This is a genomic window from Flexithrix dorotheae DSM 6795 (assembly GCF_000379765.1).
Lineage (GTDB): Bacteria > Bacteroidota > Bacteroidia > Cytophagales > Flammeovirgaceae > Flexithrix > Flexithrix dorotheae.
In genome coordinates, this window is record NZ_KB903430.1 from 258,851 (window position 1) to 281,201 (window position 22,351).

Sequence of the window (22,351 nt, forward strand, 5' to 3'; positions counted from 1 at the left end):
GAAGAGACCTTGCGGAAAATTGAATTCATGGGCTTTAAAGACGCAGGGTTGCGAAAATGCAGCCTCTGCCGGGAGATCTTTTTAATTACATTAAGGATTACTGATTTTTTATTACTCTCTTTGCGGTTAATCAGAAAACCCATAAGAAGCAATGAACAAAAATATAAAGCACCTTCTTGAGCTTAATTTTGCGACAATTATCATGTCCACCTCCGGGGTTTTTGGAAAATTAATTTCACTGCCTCCATCCTACATTATTTTTTTGAGGTGCTGCATTGGGACTATTTTCCTTTATATATTCCTTAAATTAACTAAAAAAAAACTCAAAATTGACCTTAAAAATGATTGGAAGTTTTTTGCGATTTCAGGGGTTTTATTGGCTTTTCATTGGGTCACTTATTTTTATTCTATTCAAATTTCTACAGTGGCCATCGCCTTTATATCTCTTTTTACCTTTCCGGTAATCACTACTTTACTGGAACCTTTCTTTAGAAAAACACCATTTTCTTTTCAAAACCTGATCAGTGCGGTTTTAGTCATTATTGGAATTTATTTTATTGTACCCGACCTGAATGTGGGAAATAATATCACCATGGGGGCTGCTTTTGGTGTATTTTCTGCCCTTTTGTATGCGATAAGGAATCTTATGAACAGTAAAAAACTGGTAAAATTTCAGGCTTCTACCATGATGTTTTATCAACTCATGGTAGCAGGTATTACCCTTTTCCCAGTGCTTTTTATGGTTGATCTGGAAATAGGTTACACTAACCTTGGATATTTGTTGATATTAGGAATTGTGAATTCGGCAATTGGCCAGATGATGTTCACCCATTCCTTTAAATTCTTCTCAGCCAGTACAGCTAGTATTATAAGCAGTTTCCAGCCTATTTATGGCATTATTATCGCCTTTTTTCTATTGGGTGAAGTGCCTGAGGGGAACACCATAATAGGGGGCACTTTGATATTTCTGACTGTCCTTTATGAAAATATTAAACCATTTTTGGGGCGAAAGCGGGTGTTAAACTGAAAATTATTTCACTTGAACCTGACTCTTCACTTGAGGTAATTGCTTGATGTAATTGGCAATTAGGAAAAAATGGTTGGAGGGAATCGTACTTAGCTTGTAATTTTTAATATTGCTTACCAGTGGCTGAATATGTTTTTCGGTAATGATAAAATCCTTGTCTCCAAGTATAACTTCTACTTCTACTTTATTCTTAGAGATTTGTTTTCCAATTTTTTTAAAGTTGAATTGAAAATACCGGTAAAGCCGCCAGGTATAAAAAATTCGATCTCTTAGTTGTTTATCTTCCAATTGCCATTTAGCAATTTGAATTTGCCCTGCGGGTATAATTCTTAGGTTTTTCAACATATCCAGCACTTTGATGCACCAGGCAGGATTAGCTATAATCGAGGAAAATATTTTTTGTCCGTAGCTATTTCGAATGGCAAAGCGGTACCAGAAATTTTCTTTTATACCATCAGGAGCAATCAGGGTAATTTTATTAATTTTTTTGGGGAAATACTTGAGTAATGCCAGCGCAGACCTGCATCCCATAGAAAAACCGATCAGTTCGAAATTTTTTATGCCTTCTTCCTGGAAAAATTGTTTAAAGGCCTTCTTGAGTTTTTTTGGTTTCAAAAAATCTTTTTCTTCATTCCAATAGCTTTTCCCATGGAAATAAAGATCGAAACTGTAAATTTTATAATCAGGTTTTAATTTGGCTAATGGTTCGTAAGCAGAACCATCCTGACCAAAACCATGAAATGCCAATAAAACTTTCTCCCCATTCCCGAATTCAGAATAATTTTTCATTTGGCTTTATGCCTAAGGTATAAAGTGATTGATTAAGGTAATTAATAATTAAAGGGATACAGCAAATGCCATATCCCTTTGGTAAAAATAAATGATAAATTTCACTTTTTTAAATCTCTTCCTTAGATAACTCTCCGTTTACCAATCTCCAGATTTTTAAAGGATTTTCATTTTTTAATTCATCGGGAAGAAAGGCATTGGGGAATCCCTGAAAACAAACTGGTCGGGCAAATCTTTTTATTGCAGCTGTCCCTACGGAGGTAGTTTTGGAATCTGTAGTAGAAGGAAATGGACCACCATGCACCATGGAATCACAAACTTCTACTCCGGTGGGGAAACCATTGAAAAGTACCCTTCCGGCTTTCTCCTGAAGAATGGAAATTAATTCTTTAAATTCCTCCAAATCAGCTTCTGTTCCGTGAATTGTGGCCGTTAAATGTCCCTTTAAATTTCGTGCAGCTTCCAACATTTCCGCTTTACTTTCAGCAGAAAATACTAAAGACGATGGACCGAAAACTTCCTCTGCCAAATCAGGATTTGCTAAAAGACTTTTGACATCTGATTTTAAAATTTGCCCCTGAGCACTATTGTAGGTATCTCCTTTTATCCCTTCCCCCACTGTGGAAATGGAAGCCTCGCCTTTTAGCCTTGAAATTCCTGCATCAAAAGCTTTCCTGATTCCTTCGGTAAGCATATTTCCGGCATCAATTTCAGCCATTTTTTCACCAGCTTTAGCAATAAGTACATCGGTTTCCTCATTGGCCAAACCTATAACTACACCCGGGTTGGTACAAAACTGACCTACACCCAAAGTTACTGATCCTGCCAGTCCAGCAGCAATAGCCTCTCCCCTTTCCTTCACTGCGCCAGGCAATAAAAAAACAGGGTTTGAACTACCCATTTCTGCATAAACAGGTATAGGCTCTGGTCTGCGGACAGCGGCATCAAATAAAGCTTTCCCTCCTCCAAATGAACCGGTAAATCCAACGGCTTTAATTAAAGGATGGTTCACTATGGCCATTCCCACATCAGTGGTAGTACCTTGTACCAATGAAAATACGCCCTCGGGCATTCCAGTAGCTTTTGCAGCGGAAATAATGGCTTTGCCCACTAATTCGGAAGTTCCCGGATGGGCGGGATGACCTTTCACCACCACCGGGCACCCTGCTGCCAAGGCAGATGCAGTATCTCCTCCTGCTACAGAAAAAGCCAAAGGAAAATTACTGGCGCCAAATATTCCTACAGGACCTAATGGGATATGCATTTGGCGAATGTCTGGTTTGGGAATAGGCTGCCTGTCAGGAATTGCAGTATCAATTCTGGCATCGAGCCAGGTACCTTCCCGCAGTACCTTGCTGAAAGCTTTTAACTGATTCACCGTTCTTCCTCTTTCCCCAACTAACCTTCCTTCGGGCAAAGCAGTTTCCAGCATACACCTTTCAATTAGTGTATCTCCCAACGCTAATATTTCTTCTGCAATTTTATCCAGAAAATCAGCTTTTTCCCTAGCAGACTTTCTTTTATATATTTCAAATGCTTTTTGGGCTAAATTTACGGCTGCGTCAACTTCAGCTTTGGAAGCCTCATAAAATTCCACCTCCAGATTAGTGTTGTCTTTTGGATTTTTGGCAAAAAAGCTCATGCCACTTTTTGCCGATTGTTCATTTCCAATTTGTTGTTTTCCTTCTATTTGCATTTTGGGAAAATGGTTTATAATTATTTAAAAAAATTGTAGAAATTTCATTTGAGCCACTACTTTTTGGCAATTGAGTGAGTAAGCGTACCAATATGCTCAATAGAAATACTCACTTTGTCCCCTTCCTGTAATGTGAATTCATTGGGAGGCACAATACCTGTTCCGGTCATTAAAAAACACCCGGTAGGAAAGCTACATTCCCGGAATAAAAATTCTACCAGATCCGTATGTTTTCTTTTCATTTGGTCGATTCCAATTGTTTCTGAAAAGGCTTTTTCATTGTTTCTGAAAATTTCAAGGGTTATAGATGTATTTTCAGGAATGGGTTTTTCAGTAACATACAGGCAAGGACCAAGACCAGCACATTTATCATATACTTTTGCCTGGGGAAGATACAGCGGGTTTTCCCCTTCAATACTCCTTGAGCTCATATCGTTGCCAATGGTATAAGCCACAATTTTCGCATTTGAAGTCATAAAAAGGGTTAGTTCTGGCTCTGGCACATCCCACTTCGAATCTTTTCGAATGAATAATTCTCCTCCCGGATGGGCGGTTCTAAAAGCATTGCCTTTAAAAAATAATTCAGGCCGTTCGGCATCATAAACTTTATCATAAAAATCGCCCCCATCTTCAGACTCTTCCATTCTGGCCTCTCGGGATTTGTAATAAGTTACACCCGAGGCCCAAATCTCCTGACTTCCAATTGGGCTCTCTATATTTTTAAGCAAATCCCCCTCACTTTTTTCAGGAGTAATTCCCTGAATAGCTTGTTTGAGATGGTTATAAAGATCGTCTCTATTTACCAGGTTGTCCCACAATACCTGATCTAATTGATAATAGCTACCATTTTCTTCTACAATAGCTCCCTGAACTACCTTATACAATTTCATTTTCAATAATTTAAATTAATTTCAATTAAAGTCCCAGTGAATATAATCCATCTTTTTCCCTTTCAGAAAAAAAAGCAAATAAACGTTTACTGAAAGGTTTCACCTTTTAAAATCACTCTTTCCACCCGTTTTTTCCATAAGTTTAATTTCCTTGATCACTATTTTATGGGAAAAAGCTTTGCACATATCATAAACAGTAAGCGCAGCAACAGAAGCACCAGTTAAGGCTTCCATTTCAACTCCGGTTTTTGCTGTAAGACTGGCAGTGCAATCTATCACTATCTCATTATCCTGATTGATGACAATTTCGATTTTGCAATTGTCTAATCCCAAAGGATGACATAGTGGGATAAGGTCACTCGTTCTTTTGGCTCCCATAGTCCCGGCAATAATTGCAGTCTGGAAAACAGGGCCTTTTTTAGTTTGAATGTCCTTATCTTTAAACTGGGCGATTACTTCTTCTTCTAATACCACAATTGCCCTTGCCCGGGCTACTCTAAGGGAATTTTTTTTTGCACCTACATCCACCATTTGTGGATTTCCTGAGGCATCGAGATGGGAAAAACCTTTATTTTTTTCTTCCATTGTTCCAAAATTTTCGAAACAAAGTTAAGCATTCAGTTTATTTTGAATAGGAAAAACAAATGAAGTTTAAACAAATAAAAAAATAAAGACCCCATCCTGAATCAGAATGGGGTCTCAATGCTTTAACAATTAAACCAAATAATCCTTAAAATATCCTACTGACAAAATAAACGGAAGCATTACCCAAAGGATACCAACCTTCGATTAAGGGCACAAAATTTTCGATAAACAACAAGTTAAATCGGTAAAGCAATAAAATGCTCCTCCAAAATTTTGTGTATGGGTTGGGAATTTTTCAGGAAATCAGAAATTAAAAACAGCAGAAAACCCAAGAAACAAAAATGAGTAGTGACTACTTGGAATGGGAAAAATAAAAGTCAGTCACTACTCTAATTGGTGAGGATTCCAGTATGGAAAATGATAATTAAAATTACAAAAATTCATAGATTATAGTCAAGCATTTTTACTAAAAAATTTGATTTTAATGATAAAATAATTTCCACTTCATAGTTTATTAAAAATTGATTTTCTGCAAGTCAAAAAAAATTGCAAGTCTTTTTTACTCAAATCCAATTTCTGGTTATTTCAGTAAAATTTAGTACATCAGCATGAAATGAGAAATTAAAGACTTTTTTAGGTCTTTCTTTTCAAATGATTTTTTGTAATATATTTTCCAAATAAATCACAAAGCCTTAACCTTCATTTTCTTACCCTAAATGCACACCAATACACGGAATTTAATTCTGAAAAATTAAACTTAAACAACAAATTATTCTATTTTGATTCGCCAACTTTTTAGATAAACACAACACATTAAATCCAGATTGCAATTCCTTATTTTATTAATTGTGTTACGTTCTAAAAAAAACATCAATTCATAGAAATTGACAATTTTAATTCCTTAAAAATCTTACAATATGAGATTCTAACAAAGCTTAACAAATACCCCATATGGGCACTCGTTTGTATTGAAAACGATAGATTGACTAATTGAAACAACATCTATGGCATACAAATACCAGTTAAAATCTAGTTCAAGGAAAATTTTCCAGTATTTATTTCTTCCCTTTTTCCTCATTTCCTATTCTTCATTTTCGCAGGTAGTTTTTGTGGATCAAAATGCGCCCTGTGTTGGGGTGGCATGTGATGGACTAAACTGGAATTCGGCCTATAAAACCCTGGAAGAAGCCTTACAAAATCCAATACTTTCAATTGCAGGTGGAGAAGTATGGGTAGCTGATGGCATTTACAAGCCCACAAATGGCTCAGACAGAACTAAAAGTTTCATTATTCCAGATGATGTAAGGGTAATCGGTCATTTTAAAGGCGGAGAAATCTCCCCGAATGACAGAAATCTTAATGACTCTTCCTATAAAACCATTTTGTCAGGAGATATAGGCATGGCCAACGACCCCTCTGACAATTCTTATCATGTGGTTACTATTCCTGGAAATGGAACATTTACAGCTTTGGATGGCTTACACATTACTGAAGGATTTGCCAATGGAGGAGGAACAAATCAAAAATTTGGAGGGGGAGTTTTGCTTTTGGATGGATATTTAAAAATAGTTCAATGTCATTTTGTAAAAAATTATGCTGAAATAAAGGGAGGTGGTATTTATTCAAAAGATGCCGTACCAAAAATTACAAGTTCCAGGTTCGTAGGGAACAAATCAGATGATAATGGAGGAGCTATCCATGTAACTCAAACGATGGGGGAAACAGTTGAAATAATAAACTCCATTTTTATCGGAAATATGGCCGAAAATGGCAGTGGTGGTGGAGTGTATGCAAGCAGTTTTTCAACTGTTTATGTAGTAAATAGTGATTTATTATTCAACAAGGCAGATAAAGGAGGCGCTTTAACAAATGCATCAGGTAACAGCATGGAAGTTTACAACTCCATTTTTTATGGGAATAATGGAAACCTAAACCCTTTAGAAGAACTTATTTCCGGAAGTATAACTTCCCAGAAAAATTTAAGAGATGTAAGCTGTACTGTAGGTTGCTCTTTTAATATTTATTCCAGTACGCCCCAATTTGTGAGAATGCCCTCGGAAGGTACAGATGGCATTTGGGGAACTCCTGATGATGATTTGGGAGATTTAAGATTATTATTTTGTTCTCCTGCAGTTGATAACGGAGATAATTCCAGAATTTCGCTGTCAAAGGATATCGAAGGGAAAGATCGTTTTCAGGACGTTATCCAGAATAGTAATACAGGGTTTGGTACTTCTCCTTACGTAGATATAGGAGCTTATGAATCCCGATCAAACAGTAATTTCGCTCCCACAATTGATCTTTCCCAAAAGCCTGAATTAGAACCCATAACCAGAGACATCCCGGATTCAATTAATGATGGAACTTATATTTGGGACCTTGTAGATGGGGTTATTTTTGATCTGGAAGATGCCTGTGTTGGTGAATCAAATGGAATGGCCATTGTAGATATAGAGAATAGTAATGGTATTTGGGAGTATACTTTAGATGGTACAAACTGGAATACGATAATTAACCCTTCAAATACTAATGCCTTATTATTAAATACAAATGGAAGTACAAAAATCAGGTTTATTCCAAACCCAGGGTTTTCTGGAGATTTGGAACAGGCATTTACCTATCACGGTTGGGACCAAAGTGATGGTAAGCCTAGTGGTTCTTATTCAGACATCTCAGCATCCAATGAATTTGGAGCTTATAGCCAGGAAAAAATTTCAGCTACATTATTGATTAGGAATCCAATTGCCATCACAAAACTAAACCCATACTTCGGTTATATTGGTGATGAGATTTCTATTGAGGGAATAGGGTTTGGTTCTAATCCCGATTCTATTGCAGTAACTTTTGGTACCATATCCGCTAAAATTATATCTGTAAGCGAAAATCAGGTTAAAGTAGAAATTCCCAAACACGCTCCCTCATTAGCTCCCGTTTATGTATCAAATTTTTCCTCAGAGGAATTGGGTTCAACCATAAAATCTGAAACCCCTCTATTTCAAACTATTTTCTATAATGGAAAAATAAGCAATGATTCCTATAACCTGAAGGATATTGGGAGTACACTGGAGAAACCTTCAGATTTGGCCACTGGAGATTTTAATGGAGATGGACAAATTGATTTAGTTTCTTCACATCCCAATAAAGATGAAATTCGAATTGCCTTTTCAAATCAGTCAGAATTCACAAATTATTACACCATTAATATTGCGGATCAACCGGATAAATTGGATGTAGCAGATATGGACTTTGATGGTATCCTGGATATTATAGTTGCTTGCAGGAACAACAATCAGATTGGGATTTTATATGGGAAAGGAGATGGTTATTTTGAAAGCCCTACTTTCTTAAATACGGGAAATAACCCAAGTTCTTTATTAGCTGTAGATTTAATTAATAATGGTTATCCTGATATTGTTTTTACAAATCAAAATGATAATACTGTTGAGTTGTATATCAATGAGGGAAATAGAACATATGACTATGATGGAGGATCTTTAATTGGAGATATCCCCGTGGAAGTAATTTCAGCGGATTTTGATAAAGATGGAAACCCAGATGTTGCAATTGCTAATAGTGGTTCTAATGATATTGGGATTATACTAGTGAATCCTGGTGATGAGGCAGAATTCTATAATTTTTCAACAGGCTTAGCACCCTCTGCCATTGATTTTGCAGATTTTAATTTAGATGGAAATATTGACCTGGCTACCTCAAACTATTCCGGAAACAATATTTCCATTTTACTTGGAAATGGAGATGGTACTTTTGCAAATGCGATTTCTGTAATTGGAGGACAAATAGATAAACCAAGTGATATAGAAACTGCTGATTATAATGGAGACGGCATCCCGGATATCGCAACAACAAGTGCAGGAAAAAACCTGGTAAATATTTTTTTAGGTGATGGATCTGGAAATTTTCCCGAATTTTATGAATTTCCTGTAGGACAACAACCTGTTTCCCTTAAAGCCATTAATGTAGACCGAGGAGGGGAAACTGATATTTTAGTTGCTAATGAAAATTCGAATTCAATTAGCCTTTTGGCTTATTCCCCCATTCCGACAAAAAACCTTAAAATGTGGTTGGCTGCGGATTTAGGTGTTAGTAAAGATGGAAATGGAAAGATAAGCAGTTGGAACGATTGGAGCAATAATGGCAATAATGCCGGTCAGTTGACTCCTGCTAATCAACCCGTATTGGAAGATAATCAGATAAATGGCTTACCTACTATAAAATTTAACGGTTCCAACCAGTTTCTAAATTTTAATGCAGACTATCTAATCGATTCAGATTATGCATTTTTCGTAGTTGAGGCCAGAAACTCTAATAAAAATAATAATTTCTTTATTGGAGGAAATGATAATTCCCAAAATAAGGGAATCATGGCAGGATATTATAATGAGAATATGATTTCACTTGGCAGCTTTGAAGATAATCTTGGGAACTATTTAACTGATTATAATATTCCTGAATACGGCATAACCCATTTCGAGTTCAGTACAGACAGCGGCAGATACCTTACCTGGAATGCTGCCCTTATGGCCTTTTCTTTCGATTCAACTGGTATTTCTTCTTATGATTCTCCTTTTATAGGAAGGAGTCTTAATCAGTACTATGAAGGTAATATTGCAGAAATTATTATCTACAATAAATGGCTTTCAGAATCAGAAAGGGAAGATATTTTCATTTATCTTCAGCAAAAATATAATATTTACCAAAATGGATCGGAGGTCAGTAACCCACCAACCAACCTTATTTTTGATGAAGTGACAGATATCAATGTAAATGCCAGCTTTACTCCTTCAATCGATGCACCAGATGGTTATTTAGTGCTTAGACATAATGGAGTCAGAGTTGCACCAATTGATACAGAACCTCTTGCTTATGGTAATATTTATGAGGACCAGCAAGTGGTGTATATAGGTCCCTCCACCAGTTTTGAGGACAGTTTAAACATAGAACCTCTTACTAAATATTATTACGATATTTATCCCTATAATGAATATGGTTTGGGTATTAATTATGGAGAGAATTTCCTTTCGGACTCAATTGTCACTTCAAAGGAAATTTACCGGGGAATAAATATAGCTGACTCCTTAGCCTTGGCTAGTCTTTATGATTCAATTGGTAATAAGCTTTTGTGGGATAAAAATAGTCCAGTGATCGAATGGGAAGGAGTTGGTATCACAGACAAACGAGTCACTTCACTGGATTTAAGTTATAAAGGACTATATTTTATTCCAACTGAGCCTTTACAACAATTAGAGGAGTTGGACAGCCTTAATATTATTTATAACAAATTATCTTTTTCACTAATCAACGATTATAAAAATCTAGTGGATTCAATTTGGTATAATCCTCAATTAAACCTGGATGAAGCACAAAATATTTATGCCTATGAGGGGGAAAACCTAATTCTTAACATTTCCAAGATAAAGCAATCTGGAAAAGACCTACTGCAATGGCAATTGAATGGACAGGATATTTCGGGTTCTACTTCCGATACCCTTATGCTGGCAAATGTTGATGGAAATACTGAAGGGAAGTACCAATGTATTTTTACCCATCCGGATTACCCCAATATGAAACTTGCTTCTGGTTACAGATATGTAAATGTAGTAGAAGAAGTATTTTATGACGATTCTATCGCACTAAAAACGGTTTATGACCAGTTTACCGAAATTGATCCTGACTTACCTGTTGAAGCGTGGCCAGGTGTAAAAGTTGAAAATAAAAGAGTAGTTGAGGTGAATTTGCCAAGTAAAGGTCTATCAGGAACAATTCCTGTTGCTTTTGGAAATCTTTCCGAACTAAAAAGACTAGACTTGTTTAATAATAATCTTACTGGTACAATACCAGAAGAGTTAGGCCAATTGAAGGAACTCACTTACCTTGACCTGGATAAAAATAACCTAATTGGTAAGGTACCAGAGGCACTAACCCAGTTAACAAAGCTTAGAACACTATGGATTTCACGAAACTTTTTCACAGCACTTCCAGATTCAATCAGTAAATGGGAGGAGTTAGAAAATTTTTATGTGCATAGTAATAAAATTGATTCCGTTCCTGCTCAATTGTCTTTTTTATCAGCTTTAAAGGAATTGACTTTTGGAAAAAATAACCTTTCAAACTTCATCCAAAATTTTGATTCACTAAATAATTTAGAATACCTGGATATTAGTGAAAACAAGATCAGTGTCCTAAATACTGGAATTGAAAAGCTTATCAACCTTCAAAAACTAGATTTAAGTGATAACGAGGTAATTCAGATTGAATTTTCACCAGATAATTTACCTGCTTTAGCAGAATTAAACCTTAGGAGAAACAGACTTTCTTTTAAAGACCTGGAAAATTTAGATTATTCCGGAAGCACTTATCAATTAGATTATTCTCCCCAAAAACTAGACACAAATATCACAGATACTTTATTGTTAATTGATTCTGATTTTACCATATTTTCAACTGCAGAAGGTGATAATAATATTTACCAATGGCAAAAAAACGGGGTAGATATACCTGGAGAGAACCAATCATTTCTTAATCTAAATGCCATTGCTATAGCAGATAGAGGTATCTACTCTTGTAGAATAACCAATAGCATGGTGCCCAATTTAGTTATTAATGATGACATTACAAGACTCCAGGTAAATTGTGGAGAACAACTAGCGACAATAACTACGGCATTTGAAACAAGTATTTGTAAAGGAAGCAATATTTATGTGGAGTTGGTATCTACGGCAGATACAACGTTATCCTATCAGTGGTATAAAAATGGGCAGGCTATTGGGCTCGCCACTTCACATGAATATATTGCATACGAACCTGGGAATTACGTACTCACTGTAACTCAGGAAAGTGGATGTTCTTCCAGATCAAATAAAATATCCATAGTTGAAAAACCCACCGCAAATTTAAATCTTGTGCATTTAGACAGTACTACTTTATTGGCCAAATCCAATCAGACTGGCCAATTCAAATGGTATTTAGATGGAGAGGAATTGGAGGGGGTAAATGACTCTATCTTAAGCATTCCCCAATCCGGAAATTATAAAGCAGGGTTTATTAACCAATATGGATGTGAAACCCAAACTGAAGAAGCTTCTTTTGTAATTACAGGATTAGAAAACAATCATTATTCAAAGGAGATAATAATCTATCCCAACCCTACAAAAGGGATTGTTGAAATAGATTTTGGGAATGTTTTTACTGGTAAAATTCAGATCAATATTTTCAATACACAAGGTGATTTGTTTCAATCAAAAGAATTGACTAATGATGCCAAAACACAATTGGACCTCAGTGGTCTGCCAACAGGACTCTATCTCATTGAAATCGTATCGAATCAGGGCCGTGCACTTAAAAAAATAAACAAAAATTAACTTATAAATACATTCTAACAAAAAAGGGCAGGCCACAACTAAAACATGGCCTGCCCTTTTGTTTTGCATTACAGATAAATGTAATTTTGGTGAGATTTTACCTCAATTTTATCAAAATTATTTATCCATGATTTCCGTACAAGAAGCCCAATCAATTATAAGTAATAACAAAATTCAATTAACAACTGAAAATGTAGCATTGGTAAATGCATCTGGTAGAATTCTAAAAGAGGAAATTTTTGCAGATCAGGATTTCCCCGCATTCAATCGGGTAATGATGGATGGTATTGCCATTAATTTTGATGCCTATTCAAAAGCTGAAGGGTTACTAAAAGTGGAAGGTATCCAATTGGCCGGAACTCCTCCCAGGACCTTACAAAACAACAGCAATTGCGTAGAAATAATGACAGGAGCTCCAATTACACAGGGTTGTGACACGGTAATTCGGTATGAAGATGTAGAATTTATAGAGCAAAATGGAGAAAGGTTTGCTAAAATTAATGTTGGTCCGAAAAAAAAAGGACAAAATGTGCATCCAAAAGGCTCCGACCAACCCAAAGGGGCCTCTTTGCTTAAATCTGGAGTTATTATGGGCCCTGCGGAGGTTGCAGTGGCTGCCACAGTAGGGAAAACAACCCTTAGTGTATCCCAATTACCAAAGATTGCCATTATTTCAACTGGAGATGAACTGGTTGATATCGATCAAACACCCCTGCCCCATCAAATTCGGAAATCAAATGTTTATGCAATTTCTTCCGCCTTGGATGAATTTAAAATTTCCCCGGAAATTTTTCACCTTTCAGATAATAAGCAGGTTTTACTAGAAAAAATTGAAGGTTTACTTGAAAAATTTGACATACTGGTGCTTAGTGGAGGAGTATCAAAAGGGAAAGCAGATTATATCCCCGAGGTACTTTCCGAACTTGGAGTTCAAAAATTATTTCATAGGGTAGCACAAAAGCCAGGAAAGCCATTTTGGTTTGGAAAAAATGCTTCTAACAAAGTAGTTTTTGCTTTTCCCGGCAATCCTGTTTCTACTTATTTATGTTATTATAAATATCTCCGACCATGGCTCAAAAGCTCCATGGGACAGAATGAAAATCAACCTATTTTCGCTCAATTACAGGCTGAAGTCACCTTTAAACCACCCTTAACTTATTTTCTTCAGGTAAAATCATATTTTAATTCCAAAGGAGTGTTGGTGGCCGAACCATACGCAGGAAGAGGATCAGGGGATCATGCAAACTTATTGAGCAGCACAGGTTTTTTAGAATTACCTCAAAACCAGGAATCCTTCCAAAAAGGGAAAATTTTCCAATATATCCCATTTAAAGGCATGTAACTTTTACTTTATTCTAACAAGAATTAACAACAAACACATAAATAACTAAAAATCAAATATTTAAAGTAAATTAAATTTCAAAAAAATCAAAATTTGACTCAATTTACTCATGGAAAGGAAAGTTTAGTTTTAAAACAAGGCGTAAATGGCACGATATTATACAGTTTTTTATGTAAGAAATTAATTTAACTGTAAACTTTCCCGCCATGAAAAATCATAATGACAGCCTTATGGGCAACCTTGAGCATACCCTTGTTTTTGTTTTAACTGTTTTTGTGTTTGTAATATTAGCCTTTACAATTTTCATTTAGTGGCTAATGGCCTATATTTCAAAATAAGCATTTCTTTTGAAGGTAAGATGCTCCTTGAATTCAATGTATCCAAGCTGATTGGTAAGTAATTGTGTACCATTCAGCATTTGAGGCAATACATTTCTGTGACTATGTCCATAAATCCAAAAATCTATTGAATTGGACTCAATAAAGTTATTCAGGTTTACACAAAAAGCATCGTTCATTGGGGTATTCATAAATTCAGGGGCATTGCATAAGGGAGAAGGGAGATGATGGGTAACTACCACAATTTTTTTCCCTGCATTTTGAGCAACTGCCCTTTCCAGAAACTGAAAAGCTCTTTGATGTAAAAGATTATAATATTCAATTGTTAATGGTTGTCCATCTGCATGGATGTACTTAAAGTCAGCCATATTTTCACTTATAAACTTCCCAAATTTTAGCTGAATCATGGACCAGAGTGTGGAGAAAACAAAAACTACCCCACCATATTCTAAGCACTGATTATTATATAGATATACATTTTCCCTTATCCTTTTCTCCAAAGGCATATCGAGAATAGATACATCTTTTCCACCATAAAATTCATGGTTTCCGGGTATCATGAAAACACGTTCGAATTGATCTGAAAGTTCATCAAAAAAGGGGTTCTGAAATCTTTGCTCATCCAGATAGGTAATATCACCTGCTAAAATTAATACATCTCCAACAGGCACGATTTTATTTCTAGCCAGAAATAAAGTATTTTCACTAATTTCCAAATGTAAATCTGAACAATACTGTATTTTCATAATTAAATTAACCCAACTATCAATTTAACCCTGATTGAATAAAAATGAAAATATACAATTACTTTTTAAATTAATTTACGGCTGAACCATCTCGCCACTGTCCATCCATATATCATTTTTGGAATTTACATCCGGTAACATCCTGTCCGGATCAAGTTGTACAGATTTTATTTTGCTTGTACTTTTATATTGAAAAGTCCATTTGTTCCCCCTTTGCCATATTTCTACAGGCAAATTTACTCGTCCGGTATTTCCATTTTCTTCCTTAATTTCCACCACAACTGGCATTACCAATTCACCATTGTTACTAATAGAAATAATCGCACCGTCTTCTGGATTTTCTCTGATATATGAGATATTTTCTACCCCCTGATCCAGGGTGCTGTTTGAATAAAACCATCCTCTCCAGAACCAGTCAAGTTCTTCTCCTGCGCCATTCTCCATTGCATTGAAAAAGTCTATGGGAGTTGGATGTTTGTAAGCCCAGTTTTGAATATAATTTTTAAAAGCAAAGTCGAATCTTTCCGGACCTAAAATAACTTCCCTTAATAGATAAAGCCCAATTGCAGGCTTGCGGTAAGCAATAAATCCTAAATTATATGTTTGAGAAACATCTGGAAAGGTATTAATACTTTCACGGGAAGGAGCAGTTAAAAAATATGCATTTCCCCTTACATTATCCAGCGAAGACGGGTACTCATTCCCATTAAAAGCGACAGTACTATAATGGTTAATAAAGGTATTAAAACCTTCATCCATCCAGGGATAAAGCCGTTCATTACTGCCCACAATCATGGGAAACCAATTATGACCAAACTCATGGTCAGTTACATCCCAAAGACTCCCTCTGGTAGCCCTCCAACTACAAAATGATACTCCGGGATATTCCATACCTCCCACAATTCCGGCCACATTCACAGCAGCTGGATAAGGATATTCAAACCACATCTTTGAATTAAACTCTATGGAAGCTTTAGTATATTCAGTTGACCTTCCCCAGGCATTATTTCCATAACTTTCCTTTGGATAAACAGACATCGCCATGCAAGACTTTCCTTCTGAAAGATTAATTCTGGCAGCATCCCAAATAAAACTTTTAGTAGATGCCCATGCCACATCTCTGGAATTTGACATTTTAAAATGCCAGGTTAATGTCCCTTCCTCCGCTGGCCTTGTAAGTTTAAAATTATCAATTTCTTTTGGCCCTACAATCATTACCGTTTCATCACTTTCAGAGGCCTTCTCTAATCTTTTTATGAGAGTGGTCGTTAAAACTTCTTCAGGATTTTGAAGTTCACCCGACCCTACCACAATATGGTCATAAGGGACAGTTATTTTATAGTCAAAATCTCCATACTCCAGGTAAAACTCACCAGACCCAAGGTATGGCTCATTATTCCACCCTTTCACATCGTCATAAACAGCCATTCTGGGATACCATTGAGCCATTTCATAAAGCCTGCCTTTCTTGGTCACCAGTCGTCCCATTCTATCAGCACCGTATTCCGGGACTTTGTAAGAGAATGCTATGGAAATGTTGATATTTCCTCCATTAGCTACCAACGCTTTTGGTAACCTGAGCTGCATTCGGGTATCATTAATAACTTTCTGAGGCTCAGCGGTTTCCCCATCATTATATTTCACTTCAACCTGGCCAATTTTATATCCTCCTGCGTAGTCTCCTACCCATCTCCCACCATTCATTGGCATTGTAAGAGATCCTCTGGATTCTTTAGAAAACTTATTTTGATCCAGTTGTAACCATAAAAAATTCAAGGAATGGGGGCTGTTGTTGGTATAGCTAATGTTAACATTTCCACTAATTAAATGATTTTCCTCATCCAGTTCCACAGCTATGGAATAATCAGCTTTATTCTGCCAGTATTTTTCACCAGGCACCCCTAGTGCTGCCCGGTAAGGATTGCCTTGCCACTCAAATAGTGGCGCAAATAACTTTTGGTTGGTTTCCTCAGCTTTCTGGGAAAATACAGGAGAAAAACTAAAAATTATGAATACAGTAATAAGAATTTTATTAATAAGGGAGTTACTTATCATTTTCAATACTCGATTTAATTAAGAAATTGAGGGACTAAAACTTTTAACATTATTGGTGTTAGAAGATTTAGCATCCTGGTAATTTTAAAAAATTTGTAATTTTCTAATCAATAATTATTAGCTTGCTGTATCAATTATCCTTCAGAGTGGGCCCTTTATGGTGAAGTACAACTAATTTTGTAAGGAATAAAATTGTACTAATATTTTGCTCTGGTTTTTAACCTTTCAAAGGTAATCATAAACCTTATAATTTTATGGAATCCTTTATCGGAAGTTTAAGCATTTGACTCAAGCTTAATCAAAAAGAAGTTTGAAGTAAAATGAAGGTTTTTTTAAATTATTCCGCACATCTAGGTCTGTAAGCATACAGGATATAGTTTCCCGAAGGGTTTTATTGGCTGAGGCTTTATTGACCACCCAGCTAAACAACCAGGGGAAATTCAACAAATCCTGCATAAACTTGCTTAGCCTCAGTTCCTTCCATATTTTATTATAGGTATACTCATCGTATTTTTTCATGAAAGCTGCGGAAAAATCATTGGCCTCAATACATTTTTTGGCGTGTTCTGCGGCATACATTCCACTTGCCATGGCATTTCCTATACCTTCCCCGGTAAAAGGATCAATTAAACTTGCGGCATCACCTACCAACATATAATGATCTCCCGAGAGACTCCTTTTTTTCGAACCTAATGGCAACCCGAATCCTTTGGCTTCCTCAATTATTCTGGCATTTTTAAACCTTTCTTTCAGGTAAGGGACATTCTCTATGGCTTCTTTAAGCTTTTCCTTGAGGTTTATTTTATGTTTGCTGATCTTATCACTTCGCATACCCAGACCTACATTTGCTTTTCCATTTGGCAAGGGAAATATCCACAAATATCCAGGAAGTAATTCTTTCAAAAAATGTAATTCTATGTAATTCTTTTCATGCATTCCTGAAACGCCTTCATAGTAAGTTCGGATGCCTGCTACATAGTGCCTTTTTTCCATCTTTATTCCGGACAATTTGGAATACCTGGACAAGGCCCCATTGGCGAAAATCACCAGTTTTGATTTAATTTTCACCTTCCCGGAATTATCCTGAAGCAGAGAAAAACCATTTTCTTTTTTAAATTCGGTAATAGAAACACCTTCCAAAACCTTAATCAATGGATTGTTCCTGGCTTCTTTAAATAAAAAATAATCAAAATCCATTCTTTTACTCACAAAGCCGGCTGGTAATCCATCCTGAATGGCATCTTCATTTTTAAATGGGACATCCAATTGATTGAAATTAGGAGCTACAAACCGGGCTCCCCAGGAATTTAACTGAATGGGTTCCAGGGCAAGCTTTTTATTTAGCTCCGGATCTAATTTATTCATAATATTTAAAACCCACCCACTAATTCCATCCCCACAGATTTTATCTCTTGGGAAAACATCCTTATCTACCAATACACTGGAAATTCCCATTTTGGCAAGAAACATGGCAGCAGATACTCCTCCTGGTCCCGCTCCAACTACACAAACTTCCGTTTCAATCATCATTCATTTTTTATTGCAAAATATCACCAAAGGCTTAAATCTCGGTGTAAATCACATTATGGCAAAATCAAAAAGGAAATTTTTCAATTAAGAATAGGATTTAGTGATTGCTGAGAAGAAAAGTAAAAAAGGGCAATGTTTGGAATCAGGTTTTACTATCAACAAAAAATAAAATGCAATAAAAATTAAATGAAAATCTATTTACCCTATCCATAAACTATGAATGGAATTAATAGTAAGATAAATTTTTGTTTTCCTTCCCAGTCAATTCCTTTAATTTTTCACATGAAAGCGGCTTCATTATAAAACCTGAAACCCTGGGGTGTTGTTTGGCCTTTTCAAAATTCTCCCCATACACTGCTGAGGTTAGCATATAAATCTTAATGTCCTTCTTTAAATTACCCAATTCTTCCTGGTAGGCATCTAGAAATTGCCATCCATTCATAATTGGCAAATTAATATCAAGTAAAATGATATCGGGAAGTTCCTCCGGTTTATTTGAATTACAGGAATCTAGATAATCCAGTGCATGAACACCAGAGTTGCAGGAGGTAAAGCTCTTTGCATTTCCAGTGTGGTTAATGAGTTGTTCACATATATAATTATTTATATCATCGTCATCTATAGCTAAAAATCGCATCCTTTTCTCCTGGTCCATTTGTCTTTATTTCAATAATAATTGGAATACTAATTTTCCAGGTATTAATGCAAATTGTGTTCTTGATCTCCCTCAGAAATGGCTGAAGAATCTTGAAAAAAAACTCATGTAATAAAAAATTAATTATCAATGGAATAAAAAAAGGTCCCTTTTAAAAATGCTTCCAAAGTGTAAAAAATTAATATAATCTCTGATAGCTATTTCTTTAAAAAACAAAAAAATCCTTTCAAAAAATTAATTTTTGAAAGGATTTTTAATGAATTGACTACTTTAAATTATTTCATCTGACTACAAAATTTTTCTAAAAAATAATTAGTCACACTGATAAACCTCTTCGTTAATTCCCAGCTTATTCTTTGAAGTAAGTTCAACCGGAAACTCCCATAAATACCTTACATGCTCCAGGGTACTTTGGGCCTCTCTTGGATCTAATCTTTTGTCATCTACAATTTGGTGCACTAAATGGAGCTTACTTGTAGTATGCAAATCCACCTTATCCACTTGAATATCAGGCACATAAAAAGCTCTTTTATATTGATCACTTAATGCTTCCCTTATTTTTCTGTACCCTCTTTCATTATGAATCGCACTAATTTCATATTCCTCTTCTTCCTCAAAATCTGCAATTAAAAACAAGCGCATGTCCCGAATAACTTTGGGAGAAAGATATTGTAAGACAAAACTATCATCCCTAAAATTTTCCATGGCGTAATGCACCTCATCCAGCCAGTTTTTACCTATCAAATTCGGGAACCATTTCCTGTCCTCTTCTGTAGGATCCTGGCATATTCTTTTAATATCCATAAAAATATTAAACCCTAAGGCATAAGGATTTATTCCTGAAAAATACGGGCTATTAAATTCCGGCTGGAAAACTACAGAGCTATGGCTATGAATAAACTCCAGCATAAAACCATCATCAATATATCCCTGCTCAAACATTTCATTGATGATGTGATAGTGCATAAAAGTGGCAAACCCTTCATTCATTACCTTGGTCATACCCTGAGGATAAAAATATTGAGCCACTTTCCGAACTATTCTAATTAATTCTCTTTTCCAGATCGGAAGTGTAGGAGCATTTTTCTCTATGAAATAAAGGATGTTTTCTTCCGGTTCTATTGGAAACTTAGCATGTTCCTCATCTTCCTTTTTCTGTGGAATCAGGTCTACAGGAAGTGTACGCCATAATTCATTGTAATTTTGCCTTTTTACATCAGCCAGCCTTTTCAATCGATTCCGCTCTCTTGTGGCAGAAAGCTTCTGAGGTTTTTTATACTTATCTACACCATGATTCATGAGGGCATGACAGGCGTCCAACACCGCCTCTACTTCCCCATGGCTAAAGTCTTCTTCACAACGCAACACATAATCCCTTGCAAAAACCATATAATCAATAATTGAATCAGCAGAGGTCCAATCTTTGAACATATAGTTATTTTTAAAAAAAGCATTGTGACCCTGGCAGGCATGGGCAATTACCAACACCATCATGGTGGTGGAATTATTTTCCATATTATAGCTAATACAGGGATTAGAATTAATCACCATTTCATAGGATAACGCCTGCCTTCCTTTGGAATAATTATTTTGATTTACAACGAAATCTTTCCCAAATTTCCAGTATGGGTAAGAGGTCGGCAAACCAATAAGAGAATAGGCATCCAGCATCTGTTCGGATGTCACAATCTCAATTTGATTAGGATAGGTGGATAACTTAAACTTTTCCCTCCCAATTTTACTGGTAATTTCATCCGCAGCCTTTAGCGTTTCATATTCCCAGTTTGAAGATGAAAATAATTTTTTATAATGTTCTTTATTCTCCATAGCTTTCTATAAAAATAACCAATTTCACAGAGAAGTTAATCTGTTGGTTATGGAATATGGCTTAGTTAAACTAAATAATAAGGTGAAACCGATTTTCTAACACTAAAGTGTCAGCACCATCAATTGAAACTAAAAATACACTTAACTTTCTTCCAAAACTTTATTTTTTCTGAAAAGCCCTTTAAAAACCGGCCAGATCTGACTCACATCGTAAATATTTCGCATCGAAAATTGGGCTTTTTCTTTAAATCTTGAATAAACCTGCCAGAGAGAACCATCAATATCATGATCATTTATCTCCAGATAGGCCATATATTGAATTACAGGCAACAAATCTCTTTCTACAATTCTTCCACAATCCACCGCATCTCTATCCGACCATACATCACCATCAGTAGCCTGGCAACAATAGATATTCCATTGGTCCACATCGTATCTTTCCCTTATGATTTTATGCATCAGCTCCAATGAAGGTGCCACAACAGTCCCTCCACTTTCCCTTGAATTAAAAAACTCTTCTTCATCCACCTCTTTGGCAACCGTATGATGACGGATAAAGACAATTTCTACATTTTTGTATTGCTTGGTGAGAAAAATATAAAGTAATGTAAAAAAACGTTTGGCAATGTCCTTCTCATGAAACCCCATAGAGGCCGAAACATCCATAATGCAAAACATTACCGCAGATGTTGTAGGCAAAGGCACCTTTTCGAAATTATTATACCTCAAATCAACCTCTTCGAAAAATGGAATAGTCCTCATGTGCTTCTTTCTCTCTTCTAGTTCATCCTGAAGCATCTTTTTCTTTTCCTTATCCTTTTCCTTTTTAATTTTTTCTTCAAGCTCTTTTATCTTCTGCTGAAAAGCCCCTTTAAGAGCAATTTGCCTTGCCAGTGATTGCTGGTAACTGGTCTTTACATTAAGTCTGGATGGAACACCGTATTTCACATAACCTGCCCTTCTATTCTTAAAACTATCAGTACTCTGCATGTACTTCTTAACCATATTCGGCAGTTCCAAATCTTCAAAAAAATAGGCCAGGAATTCCTCTCTGGAAAGTTCTACTACAAACTCATCCTCTGTAATTTCAGGACTATTTGATCCCTTTCCTCTTCCACTTCCTCTGCCCTGCTTGGGTTTTGGCACCCTGTCTCCTTCCACAAACTTATCATTGCCTGGTCTTACAATATTTTTATTCCCAGAACCAGGATCATGGCTAAAACTGTGTTCTTTTATCCCTTTGACAGGCACCTTCACTTTCCCCCCATTATGGCTGTCTTTTATTTTTTCCTGGCTTAAAATCTCAGGAAGGGCCTTTTTGATCTGGCCTTCTACCCTCTTCAAAAACTTTTGCCGGTTATTTAGGGATTTCCCTTTTGAATTTTTCCGCCTATCAATAATATTCGACATCCTATCAGTTTTTTTAATATTTGAACACTAAGTCAATGTTTTTGACTACAGACCCTTTTCTCAAAAAAGGAAATTAGAAGTA

Annotated in this window: 13 protein-coding genes; 3 read left to right on the forward strand and 10 right to left on the reverse strand. The window is 36.0% G+C overall.

Annotated features, from left to right (window positions below; all coding sequences use genetic code 11):
- Positions 1-151: 151 nt before the first annotated feature.
- On the forward strand, positions 152-1,027 hold the full coding sequence (locus A3EM_RS0101090) for a DMT family transporter (RefSeq protein WP_026210029.1): 876 nt from the start codon (positions 152-154) through the stop codon (positions 1,025-1,027).
- 3 nt (positions 1,028-1,030) lie between these two features.
- Here A3EM_RS0101090 and A3EM_RS0101095 read toward each other — a convergent pair whose 3' ends face one another.
- The 4 genes from A3EM_RS0101095 to moaC all read right to left on the reverse strand — a co-directional run bounded on the left by A3EM_RS0101095 (position 1,031) and on the right by moaC (position 4,987).
- Positions 1,031-1,816 carry an alpha/beta fold hydrolase gene (locus A3EM_RS0101095; protein WP_020526308.1) on the reverse strand — a complete coding sequence of 262 codons (786 nt, stop codon included), beginning with the start codon at positions 1,814-1,816 and terminating at the stop codon, positions 1,031-1,033.
- A gap of 109 nt (positions 1,817-1,925) precedes the next feature.
- Positions 1,926-3,512, reverse strand: coding sequence for an aldehyde dehydrogenase (NADP(+)) (locus tag A3EM_RS0101100; protein ID WP_020526309.1), 1,587 nt, complete (start codon positions 3,510-3,512; stop codon positions 1,926-1,928).
- 56 nt (positions 3,513-3,568) lie between these two features.
- A complete protein-coding gene (locus tag A3EM_RS0101105) occupies positions 3,569-4,402 on the reverse strand; it encodes a fumarylacetoacetate hydrolase family protein (protein ID WP_020526310.1) in 834 nt (277 codons plus the stop codon).
- Between the two features lie 99 nt (positions 4,403-4,501).
- The gene (gene moaC, locus A3EM_RS0101110) at positions 4,502-4,987 is read right to left on the reverse strand and encodes a cyclic pyranopterin monophosphate synthase MoaC (protein WP_020526311.1); all 486 of its coding nucleotides are present in this window, start codon (positions 4,985-4,987) and stop codon (positions 4,502-4,504) included.
- A 1,004-nt stretch (positions 4,988-5,991) separates the two neighbouring features.
- On the opposite strand from moaC, the gene A3EM_RS0101120 reads away from it, so the two are divergent.
- Both A3EM_RS0101120 and A3EM_RS0101125 read left to right on the forward strand, forming a co-directional pair.
- The gene (locus A3EM_RS0101120) at positions 5,992-12,366 is read left to right on the forward strand and encodes an FG-GAP-like repeat-containing protein (protein WP_020526313.1); all 6,375 of its coding nucleotides are present in this window, start codon (positions 5,992-5,994) and stop codon (positions 12,364-12,366) included.
- A 127-nt stretch (positions 12,367-12,493) separates the two neighbouring features.
- Entirely contained in the window at positions 12,494-13,708 is a 1,215-nt protein-coding gene (locus tag A3EM_RS0101125; RefSeq protein WP_020526314.1) for a molybdopterin molybdotransferase MoeA, read from the forward strand.
- Between the two features lie 322 nt (positions 13,709-14,030).
- Here A3EM_RS0101125 and A3EM_RS0101135 read toward each other — a convergent pair whose 3' ends face one another.
- The 6 genes from A3EM_RS0101135 to A3EM_RS0101160 all read right to left on the reverse strand — a co-directional run bounded on the left by A3EM_RS0101135 (position 14,031) and on the right by A3EM_RS0101160 (position 22,269).
- Positions 14,031-14,792 carry a metallophosphoesterase gene (locus tag A3EM_RS0101135; protein WP_020526316.1) on the reverse strand — a complete coding sequence of 254 codons (762 nt, stop codon included), beginning with the start codon at positions 14,790-14,792 and terminating at the stop codon, positions 14,031-14,033.
- A gap of 75 nt (positions 14,793-14,867) precedes the next feature.
- Positions 14,868-16,847: a M1 family metallopeptidase gene (locus A3EM_RS0101140; RefSeq protein ID WP_020526317.1), complete on the reverse strand. Its 1,980-nt coding sequence runs from the start codon at positions 16,845-16,847 to the stop codon at positions 14,868-14,870.
- A gap of 294 nt (positions 16,848-17,141) precedes the next feature.
- Positions 17,142-18,377: an NAD(P)/FAD-dependent oxidoreductase gene (locus A3EM_RS0101145; RefSeq protein WP_020526318.1), complete on the reverse strand. Its 1,236-nt coding sequence runs from the start codon at positions 18,375-18,377 to the stop codon at positions 17,142-17,144.
- Between the two features lie 226 nt (positions 18,378-18,603).
- Positions 18,604-19,032: a response regulator gene (locus tag A3EM_RS0101150; protein WP_020526319.1), complete on the reverse strand. Its 429-nt coding sequence runs from the start codon at positions 19,030-19,032 to the stop codon at positions 18,604-18,606.
- A gap of 312 nt (positions 19,033-19,344) precedes the next feature.
- The gene (locus tag A3EM_RS0101155; protein ID WP_020526320.1) at positions 19,345-20,859 is read right to left on the reverse strand and encodes a SpoVR family protein; all 1,515 of its coding nucleotides are present in this window, start codon (positions 20,857-20,859) and stop codon (positions 19,345-19,347) included.
- Positions 20,860-21,000: 141 nt separating this feature from the next.
- A complete protein-coding gene (locus A3EM_RS0101160; RefSeq protein WP_020526321.1) occupies positions 21,001-22,269 on the reverse strand; it encodes a YeaH/YhbH family protein in 1,269 nt (422 codons plus the stop codon).
- Between the last annotated feature and the right edge of the window lie 82 nt (positions 22,270-22,351).